Annotated in this window: 10 protein-coding genes; 9 read left to right on the top strand and 1 reads right to left on the bottom strand. The window is 70.0% G+C overall.

The window, feature by feature from the left end; translation table 11 throughout:
* From B0W88_RS26795 to B0W88_RS26825, 7 genes are all read left to right on the top strand, one after another.
* Positions 1 to 312 (top strand): glycosyl hydrolase family 18 protein (locus tag B0W88_RS26795; RefSeq protein WP_233151861.1); only part of this gene is annotated, 312 nt, incomplete at its 5' end.
* 204 nt (positions 313 to 516) lie between these two features.
* Positions 517 to 1,197: a choice-of-anchor E domain-containing protein gene (locus B0W88_RS34525; RefSeq protein ID WP_077037638.1), complete on the top strand. Its 681-nt coding sequence runs from the start codon at positions 517 to 519 to the stop codon at positions 1,195 to 1,197.
* A 100-nt stretch (positions 1,198 to 1,297) separates the two neighbouring features.
* Entirely contained in the window at positions 1,298 to 2,899 is a 1,602-nt protein-coding gene (locus tag B0W88_RS26805) for an ABC transporter substrate-binding protein (protein ID WP_077037639.1), read from the top strand.
* A 14-nt stretch (positions 2,900 to 2,913) separates the two neighbouring features.
* Positions 2,914 to 3,915, top strand: coding sequence for an ABC transporter permease (locus B0W88_RS26810; protein WP_077037640.1), 1,002 nt, complete (start codon positions 2,914 to 2,916; stop codon positions 3,913 to 3,915).
* On the top strand, positions 3,912 to 4,826 hold the full coding sequence (locus B0W88_RS26815; protein ID WP_077037641.1) for an ABC transporter permease: 915 nt from the start codon (positions 3,912 to 3,914) through the stop codon (positions 4,824 to 4,826). The genes B0W88_RS26810 and B0W88_RS26815 overlap by 4 nt, the downstream gene beginning before the upstream one ends.
* Entirely contained in the window at positions 4,792 to 5,643 is an 852-nt protein-coding gene (locus tag B0W88_RS26820) for an ABC transporter ATP-binding protein (protein ID WP_077037646.1), read from the top strand. Before B0W88_RS26815 ends, B0W88_RS26820 begins: the two co-directional genes overlap by 35 nt.
* Positions 5,640 to 6,353 (top strand): ABC transporter ATP-binding protein, encoded by a 714-nt coding sequence (locus B0W88_RS26825; protein WP_077037642.1) that lies wholly within the window; start codon positions 5,640 to 5,642, stop codon positions 6,351 to 6,353. Before B0W88_RS26820 ends, B0W88_RS26825 begins: the two co-directional genes overlap by 4 nt.
* Positions 6,354 to 6,549: 196 nt before the next feature.
* On the opposite strand, the gene B0W88_RS26830 is transcribed toward B0W88_RS26825, so the two are convergent.
* On the bottom strand, positions 6,550 to 7,662 hold the full coding sequence (locus B0W88_RS26830; protein WP_077037643.1) for a S1C family serine protease: 1,113 nt from the start codon (positions 7,660 to 7,662) through the stop codon (positions 6,550 to 6,552).
* A gap of 138 nt (positions 7,663 to 7,800) precedes the next feature.
* Here B0W88_RS26830 and B0W88_RS26835 point away from each other — a divergent pair, with 138 nt between their 5' ends.
* Both B0W88_RS26835 and B0W88_RS26840 read left to right on the top strand, forming a co-directional pair.
* Positions 7,801 to 8,724, top strand: coding sequence for an ornithine cyclodeaminase family protein (locus tag B0W88_RS26835; RefSeq protein WP_077037644.1), 924 nt, complete (start codon positions 7,801 to 7,803; stop codon positions 8,722 to 8,724).
* Between the two features lie 8 nt (positions 8,725 to 8,732).
* Positions 8,733 to 9,113 (top strand): methylglyoxal synthase, encoded by a 381-nt coding sequence (locus B0W88_RS26840; RefSeq protein ID WP_144006993.1) that lies wholly within the window; start codon positions 8,733 to 8,735, stop codon positions 9,111 to 9,113.
* Positions 9,114 to 9,125: the final 12 nt, after the last annotated feature.

Here is a 9,125-nt window from a genome sequence, read left to right on the forward strand (position 1 = left end):
GGTCAGGTCTTTCCCCCCGGTGGCGACGGCTCCACCGTCTACCGCGAGCTGGCCGCCGATGCGGTCGGCCCGAAGGGTGCAGGCCGCGGCGGCTACCGCGTGCGCCACGATCCCGTCACCGGCGCCTACAGCCTGTGGAACCCGGCCACTCGCGTCTTCATCGGCTACGACGACCCGCGCGCCGTGATCGCCAAGGGCCGCTATGCCACGCGGCAGCACCTGGCCGGCGTGTTCGCCTGGGAACTGAGCCAGGACAACGGCGACCTGCTCAACGCGATGAACCTGGGCGTGGGCAACCGGCCGCAGCCCTGATCCCCTGAAAGGCAAGACTTGACCCCATTCGTGATGCAAGTCACGAATGGGTGCGTATCCCTATGTCGACGCCTATGTCATTTCAAACTAGGTGGTCGTTCAAGTCATTGATTCAAAAGGAAAAAATATCTGGCACGGTCGGTGCTTGAAGGCTGCCTGCGCACCCATCGCGCTCAACCATTTGTGAAAAAGGCAGTACACAAAATGAAGACGAAAGCCCTCTGGCTCGCCGCCGGCCTCGCGCTGGCCGGTGCCGCCAACGCCGGTACCGTGTCCTACAGCTTCGGCAATCCTTTCGAGACGACCGAGATCAACCAGAGCGGCACGCTCGGCCTGTTCGATTCCAATCTGGGCACGCTGACCGGCATCAGCCTGACCTTCACCGGCGCCAACACCACCGACCTGACGCTGACCAACAACGCCGCCCAGCAGCAGCGCGTCACCGCCACCTCGCTGACCGACCTGTACTTCAACAGCTCGCTGGCCGCGCTGGACGCGCTGATCCAGGCGGCCAACCCGGTGATCAGCCTGTCCGCCACGACCGGTTCCGTCACGCTGGCGGCCGGCCAGTCGCAGAGCTTCGGCCCCTTGGCCGATGCCGACGCCATCACCTGGGACAGCATGCTGAACTCCATCCTGGCGGCCTTCACCCAGGCCGGTGGTGGCAACTTCATGCTGGGCTGCGACTCCACCAGCGGCATCTCGCTGATCGGCGGCGGCGGCAACGTGGGCTCCAACCAGGCGACCCAGGCCATGTGCGGCGCGACCATCACCTACACCTTCGACGACGCCCCGCCGCCCACCAGCGTGCCGGAGCCGGCCATGCCTGCCCTGGTCGGCATCGCGATGCTGGGCCTGTGGGCGGCGCGCCGCCGCAAGAGCTGAGCGGGGCGTCTCTGCGTCCTCAACGAAGGGCCTCTGCGGGGGCCCTTTCTCATGGATTCCTCATGGGCGGCGGCATTGTTCTTGCTGACACAATGCCTCGATGAAGAAGCCGACCCTGCCACTGCGCCGCCGTACCCTGCTGCTCGCCTCGATCGCCGCCGCCAGCCTGCCGGCCCGCGCCGGCACGCCGAAGGACACGCTGGTCCAGGCGATGGCCATCGACGACATCATCACGCTGGACCCGGCCGAGTCCTTCGAGATCGGCAGCGGCGAGATCCTCGGCAACACCTACGAGCGGCTGGTGAAGTTCGACGTGGCCGATCCGGCCAAGCTGTCCGGCTCGCTGGCCAAGGGCTGGACCGTGTCCGCTGACGGAAAGCGTTATGACTTCGAGCTGCTGCCGGGCTTGAAGTTCGCCTCCGGCAACGCGCTGACGGCCGAGGACGTGGCCTGGTCGCTGCAGCGCGCGGTGCTGCTGGACAAGACGCCCGCCTTCATCCTGACCCAGTTCGGCTGGAACGCCGGCAACGTGGCCGAGATGGTCAAGGCCACCGGCCCGCTGGCGCTCTCGCTGACGGTGGACAAGCCCTATGCCCCGAGCTTCGTGCTGAACTGCCTGACGGCCAACGTGGCCTCGGTGGTCGACCGGCAACTGCTGCTCGCCAAGGCCCAGGGCAAGGATCTCGGCAACGGCTGGCTGAAGACCAACCACGCCGGTTCCGGCCCGTACAAGCTGCGCGACTGGCGCGCCAACGAGATCCTGGTGCTGGACCGCAACGAGCAGTTCCACGGCGCGAAGCCGGCGCTTGTGCGCGCCATCTACCGCCACGTGAAGGAGTCCGCCACCCAGCGACTGCTGCTGGAGAAGGGCGATATCGACGTGGCCCGCAACCTCTCGCCGCAGGACCTCGCCGCCTTCGCCGGCAGCAAGGATGTGAAGCTGACGAACGTGCTCAAGGGCACCGTCTACTACATCAGCCTGAACCAGAAGAACCCGCAGCTGGCCAAGCCCGAGGTGCGCGAGGCCTTCAAGTGGCTGGTGGACTACGACGCGATCGGCGCCACGCTGATCAAGGACATCGGCGTGGTGAACCAGAACTTCCTGCCCCAGGGCCTGCTCGGCGCCAGCAAGGACAAGCCCTACAGGTTCGACGTCGCCAAGGCCAAGGCGCTGCTGGCCAAGGCGGGCTTGCCGAACGGCTTCAAGGTGACGATGGACGTTCGCACCGTCCAGCCGGTGCAGGGCATCGCCGAGGCCTTCCAGCAGACGGCGAAGCGCGCCGGCGTCGAGATCGAGATCCTGCCCGGCGACGGCAAGCAGGTGCTCACCAAGTACCGCGCCCGCAAGCACGACCTCTACATCGGCGAATGGGGCGCCGACTACTGGGACCCGCACAGCAACGCGGACAGCTTCGCCCGCAACCCCGACAACGCCGACGACGCCAAGCTCAAGCCGATCGCCTGGCGCAATGCCTGGGCCATCCCCGAGCTGACGAAGAAGTCCGAGGCCGCCCTGCTGGAGCGCGACACCGCGAAGCGGGCCAGGCTGTACGAGGACATCCAGGCCGAGTTCCGCAAGACCAGCCCCTTCGTGATGCTCTACCAGCAGCAGCAGGTGGCGGCGGTGCGCGGCAATGTCGACGGCTTCCGCCTCGGCCCCACCAGCGACAGCACCTACGTCGCCCCCGTGGTGAAGCGCTGATCGACCGCCGGCCGATGAAGGCGCTCGCGAAGTTCGTCCTCACGCTGCTGCTGACCTGGCTGGGCCTGCTGGCCGTCACCTTCTTCATCGGCCGGGTGATCCCGATCGACCCGGCGCTGGCCGCGCTGGGCGACCGGGCCAGCGAGGAACAGCTCGCCCGCGCCCGCGAGACCATGGGCCTGAACCGCCCGCTCACCGTCCAGTTCGCCAGTTATGTTGGCAAGGTGATGCAGGGCGATTTCGGCACCTCGGTGCTGACCTCCAACCCGGTGCTGCAGGACATCGGCCGCGTGTTCCCGGCCACGCTGGAGCTGGCCACGGCGGGCATCGTGGTCGGCGCCGGCCTGGGCGTGCCGCTGGGCGTGTGGGCCGGCGTGCGGCGCGGCCGCTTCGCGGACCAGCTGGTGCGGGTGATGGGCCTGGTCGGCTATTCGGTGCCGATCTTCTGGCTGGGGCTGATGGGGCTGGTGCTCTTCTACGCGAAGCTCGGCTGGGTGGCCGGGCCGGGGCGCATCGACGTGGCCTTCGAGTACAGCGTGACGCCGGTGACCGGCCTGCTGCTGGTGGATGCGGCGCTCGCGGGCGAGTGGGAGGCATGGCGAAGCGCGCTCTCGCACCTCCTGCTGCCGGCGCTGCTGTTGGGCTACTTCTCGCTGGCCTACATCAGCCGCATGACGCGCAGCTTCATGCTCAAGGAGATGGGCCAGGAGTACGTGATCGCGGCGCGCGCCAAGGGCCTGGGCGAGGCCCGCATCATCTGGCGCCATGCGCTGCGCAATGCCGCGGTGCCGCTCGTCACCGTGATCGCGCTGAGCTACGCCGGCCTGCTGGAAGGCTCGGTGCTGACCGAGACGGTGTTCTCCTGGCCGGGCCTGGGCCAGTACATCACCAACTCGCTGCAGAACGCCGACATGAACGCGGTGCTCGGCGGCACGCTGGTTGTGGGCTCGGTGTTCATCGCGCTGAACCTGCTTTCGGACCTGGCCTACCGCCTGCTGGATCCCCGCACGCGATGAAGCCGTCCGCTCTCCACCAATGGCTGCTCAGCGAGCGGCCCGAATCGCGGCGCCAGGCGGCGCTGGGCCGCGCCTACGCCGGCTGGCGCGGCTTCGCCCACAACCGGCTGGCGCTGCTGGGCCTGGCGATCGTGCTGGCCTTGGCCCTGCTGGCCGCGCTGGCGCCGGCACTCGCGCCCTACGACCCGACGGTCGGCGACCTGCAGACGACGCGGCTGCTGCCGCCCTCGGCCGCGCACTGGTTCGGCACCGACGACCAGGGCCGCGACATCGGCTCGCGCCTGCTCTACGGCTCGCGGCTGACGCTCTTCGTCGTCACGCTGGTGGCGCTGCTGGCGGCGCCGATCGGCCTGCTGGTCGGCACGCTGGCGGGCTATGCCGGTGGCGCCGTCGACGCGGTGCTGATGCGCATCACCGACATCTTCCTGGCCTTCCCGCGGCTGATCCTGGCGCTGGCCTTCGTCGCCGCGCTGGGCCCGGGCATCGGCAACGCGGTGCTGGCGATTGCGCTCACCTCATGGCCACCGTACGCCCGCATCGCCCGCGCCGAGACGCTGACGATCCGCCACGCCGACTTCATCGCCGCCGTGAAGCTGGCCGGCGCCTCGCCGCTGCGCATCGTGCTGCGCCACATCATGCCGCTGTGCCTGCCCTCGGTGATCGTGCGGGTGACGCTGGACATGGCCGGCATCATCCTCACCGCCGCCGGCCTGGGCTTCCTGGGCCTGGGCGCGCAGCCGCCGACGCCCGAATGGGGCGCGATGATCGCTGCCGGCCGCGCCTACGTGCTGGACCAGTGGTGGGTGGCCGCGGGGCCGGGTCTTGCCATCTGCATCGTGAGCCTGGGCTTCAACCTGCTGGGCGACGGGCTGCGCGATGCGCTCGATCCGAAGGGAGCTGACGGTGCTTGAGGTGCGCAATCTCCGCGTCAGCTACCCGGCGCGCGATGGCGGCCTGATCGAGGCGGTGCGCGGCGTGTCGTTCGCGCTGGGCCGCGAGCGGCTGGGCATCGTGGGCGAATCGGGCTCCGGCAAGTCGCAGACCGGGCGGGCGATCCTGGGCCTGTCGGCGCCGGGCGCCATCGTCACGGCGGACACCCTGCAGTTCGATGGCATCGACCTGCTGCGCTGCAGCCCGGCCGAGCGCCGCGCGCTGCGCGGGCGCCGCATCGCGATGGTGCTGCAGGACCCGAAGTATTCGCTGAACCCGGTGATGCGCATCGGCGCGCAACTGGCCGAGACGCTGGCCGCGCACCGCCGCGTGAATAACGCCGAAACCCAGCGGCGCGTGCTGCAGGCGCTGCGCGACGTGGCGATCGACGACCCCGAGCGCGTGGCGAAGCTCTATCCGCACGAGGTTTCCGGCGGCATGGGCCAGCGCGTGATGATCGCGATGATGCTGATCGCAGAGCCCGAGCTGCTGATCGCCGACGAGCCCACCTCGGCGCTGGACGTCACCGTGCAGCTGCAGGTGCTCGCCATCCTCGACGGCCTGGTGAAGAGCCGCGGCATGGGCCTGGTCTTCGTCTCGCACGACCTGCGCCTGGTCTCCAGCTTCTGCGACCGCATCCTGGTGATGTATGCCGGCCGCGTCGTCGAGGAGATCGCGGCCGCGCAGCTGCACGAGGCGCAGCACGCCTACACCCGCGGCCTGCTCGATTGCCTGCCGCGGCTCGACCAGCCGCGCCATCCGCTGCCCACGCTGCAACGCGAGGAGGCCTGGCGATGAGGGCGGGCTTGCAGGTCGAGAAGCTGACGGTCCGCTTCGGCGCCTTCACCGCGGTGCAGGACCTGAGCTTCGCCGTGGCCCCGGGCGAGAGCTTCGGCCTGGTGGGCGAGTCCGGCTCGGGCAAATCCACCGTGCTGCGCGCGATCTGCGGCCTGGCGCCGGTGGCCGGCGGGCGCATCGTGGCGGGCGGCCGGGTGCAGATGGTGTTCCAGGATCCGTACGGCTCGCTGCACCCGCGGCAGACGGTCGACCGCATGCTGGCCGAACCGCTGGCGATCCATCGCATCGCCGACGCCGAGCGCCGCATCAGCGCCATCCTCGATGCCGTGGGCCTCGGCAGCGGATTCCGCTTTCGCTACCCGCACCAGCTCTCCGGCGGCCAGCGCCAGCGCGTGGCGATCGCCCGCGCGCTGATCCTGGAGCCCGAGCTGCTGCTGCTGGACGAACCCACCTCGGCGCTCGATGCCTCGGTGCAGGCCGAGGTGCTGAACCTGCTGGAGACGCTGCGCCGCGAGCGCGGCCTGTCCTACCTGATGGTCAGCCACGACCTCGCGGTGGTGACCCACCTGTGCGAGCGGGTGATGGTGATGCAGCGCGGCCGCGAGGTCGAGACGCTCGCCGCGCCGGCGCTGGCACGGGGCGAGGTGCGCGAGGCCTACACGCGGGAGCTCATGAAGGCCTCGGCCGGTTTCGTGCGCAGCGGGACCTGAGTCGCCGCGTTCTCTTCAGTTGTCCATTGTCGCCAAGTACCCACTCGCAGCGCAGGAAGCCAGGGCCTTCGGGCCGTCCGCGCTGGGCCGCTCCCGAGCAGGCCCGCGTGGCGATGTGCGAGCGGGGCAACCCCCGCGAGCATCGCCGCCCCCTCGGGGGGCCGGCCAAGGTACTCCTTGGACGGGGGGCTTCATCTCATCGCGACTGCACGGCCTTCTGGAACTGGGCCAGCGAGTCCTTGATGACGATCTCCTCGTTGCTGATCATGTTGTCGCGGGCCTGCCCGGCGACGAACAGCGGCTCCTGCGTCTCGTAGTCGAAGGCCAGCAGCATGAAGAGCTGGAAGCGGTACCAGATGTCCCAGCGCCCGGCATAGACGAAGCGCACGACCATCTTGTCGGCGCGCAGCTCGTTGGCCGGATCAACGATGCCGGCCTGGATCTTGGCGACGGCCTTGCCGGCCTGCTCGAAGCCGATGTTGCGGTCGAACGCGAGCCCGGCGCGCAGCGGCTTGTCGGCTTCCTCGAGGAAGTCCAGTACCGGCGCCGCCTTGATCGCGAAGTTCACGTTCTGCGGCAGCGCGCCGCCGGTGGCCTGGGCGACCGCGGCCGGGTTGATCGTCTGGCTGACGATGCCCAGCACATTGCCTTCGTGGTCCAGCAGCGGGCCGCCGCTGTTGCCCGGCTGGATCTCGGCGGAGACCTGCACCTGCCGGTCGTCGTCGCGCAGGCCGGTGGTGGCGGACAGCAGGCCGCGCGTCATGCGCGCGTTGTTGCCGAGCATGCGGCTCAGCGGATAGCCGATCGTGTAGACGTCCTCGCCCATCGTCGCCGGCTTCGCCGCGGCCCGGAAGCCGACCGCGACGATGCTCTCCGGCGGCGCCTCGCGCAGCTTCAGCAGGGCCAGGTCGGCCTTGCTGTCGGACTTGATCACGTCGGCGGTGAAGCGCTGGCCGCCCAGCGTGACGGTGGCCTCGGTCTTGTCGGCCAGCACATGGGCGCAGGTCAGCAGATAGCCGCGGCGGTCGATCACGAAGCCGGTGCCCTGCGGCGCCTCCAGCGGCTTGTCCGGATCCAGCGTGCGCACCTGGAAGCCCATCGCGCCGATCTCCTGCGCGACCCGCGGCACCAGCTTGCGCGGATCCTGCTTCGGCGGGATCAGCAGCACTTCCTTGTAGGACTTGAAGCTCTTGGCCTTGACGGCGTCGGAGGCCTTGGTGTTCGTCACCAGCATGGTGGACGAGGCGCATCCGGCCAGCAAGGCCGCCGCTGCGAGGCAGACGATCACCGGCAGAGTACGGAAGGACATGGGCGGGCTCCGGAAATTCAGGCTGGGCGCGATGATCGCGGCTGCGGCCGGGTGGCCGGCCCGGCATTTTCCCCAGATGCGCGCTGCTCGCACGCGCCAGCCCCTATGCTGCGGCCATCCGCCACAGAGGCCCCGACGATGAAGCAGATCGATGCCGCCGCCGCCCGCCGCGCGCTGGCCTTCAAGCCGCTGATCTCCGCGCTGGAGACGATGCTCGTGACCGGCTGCGAGGTGCCGCCGCGGCAGGTCCACACGGTCGGCAAGGACCTGACCGTGCTGATCATGCCGGCCTGGCAGCCCGGCCGCTTCCTGGGCGTCAAGACGGTCAACATCGCGCCGCACAATGCCGCTCGCGGCATGCCGGGCCTGTTCGCCACCTACACGCTCTACGACGCGCAGACCGGCGTGCCGCTGGCCGCCATCGACGGCAACGAGATCACCGCGCGCCGCACCGCCGCGGCCTCGGCGCTGGCCGCCTCGAAGCTGGCCCGGCCCGATGCGCGCCGGCTGCTGGTCGTCGGCGCCGGCCGCGTCTCCAGCCTGCTGCCCCATGCCTACCGGGCGATGTTCCCGGGCCTGCAGCAGGTGATGGTCTGGGCCCGCCGGCCCGACAGCGCGATCGCGCTGGCCGAGCGGCTGATGGACGAGGGGCTCGACGCCTTCGCGGTGCCGAACCTGGCCGCCGCCGTGGCCGAGGCCGACATCGTCAGCACCGCCACGCTCGCCACCGAGCCGGTCATCCACGGCGCCTGGCTGGCGCCGGGCAGCCACCTGGACCTGATCGGCAGCTTCGCGCCAACGATGCGCGAGGCGGACGAAGCCTGCTTCACCGGCGGCGCCTCGCTGTGGGTGGACACCGAGGAGGCGCTGGCCAAGAGCGGCGACCTGCTGGCGCCGCTGCAGTCCGGCGTGATCACGGCCGCCGATGTGCGCGGCACGCTGGCCGACCTGTGCCGCGACGGGCCGGGCCGCGCGGACGCGCAGCAGCGCACGGTGTTCAAGTCGGTGGGCACGGCGCTGGCCGACCTGGCGGCGGCGATACTCGTCTACGAAAGCAACTGAAGAAGCTCTTGCCGATGAAGCTCGCCCTGATCGCCCACGACCACAAGAAGGACGACATGGTCGCCCTGGCCGGCGAGTTCGCCGACTATCTGAAGACCTGCACGCTGATGGGCACCGGCACCACCGGCGGCCGGCTCAACAGCGAGCTGGGCCTCGATGTCGAATGCCTGCTCAGCGGCCCGCTGGGCGGCGACCTGCAGATCGGCGCGCGGCTGGCCGTCGGCGAGGTGGACGCGGTGATCTTCCTGCGCGACCCGATGACGCCGCAGCCGCACGAGCCGGACATCAACGCGCTGGTGCGCGCCTGCGACGTGCACGACGTGCCCTGCGCCACCAATGTGGCGGGGGCGCGGGTGATGCTCAAGGCCTGGTCGGCCGCCGCGGCCTGAGCGGGGATGGAC

The sequence above is a fragment of the Pelomonas sp. KK5 genome, from assembly GCF_001984095.1.
Lineage (GTDB): Bacteria > Pseudomonadota > Gammaproteobacteria > Burkholderiales > Burkholderiaceae_C > KK5.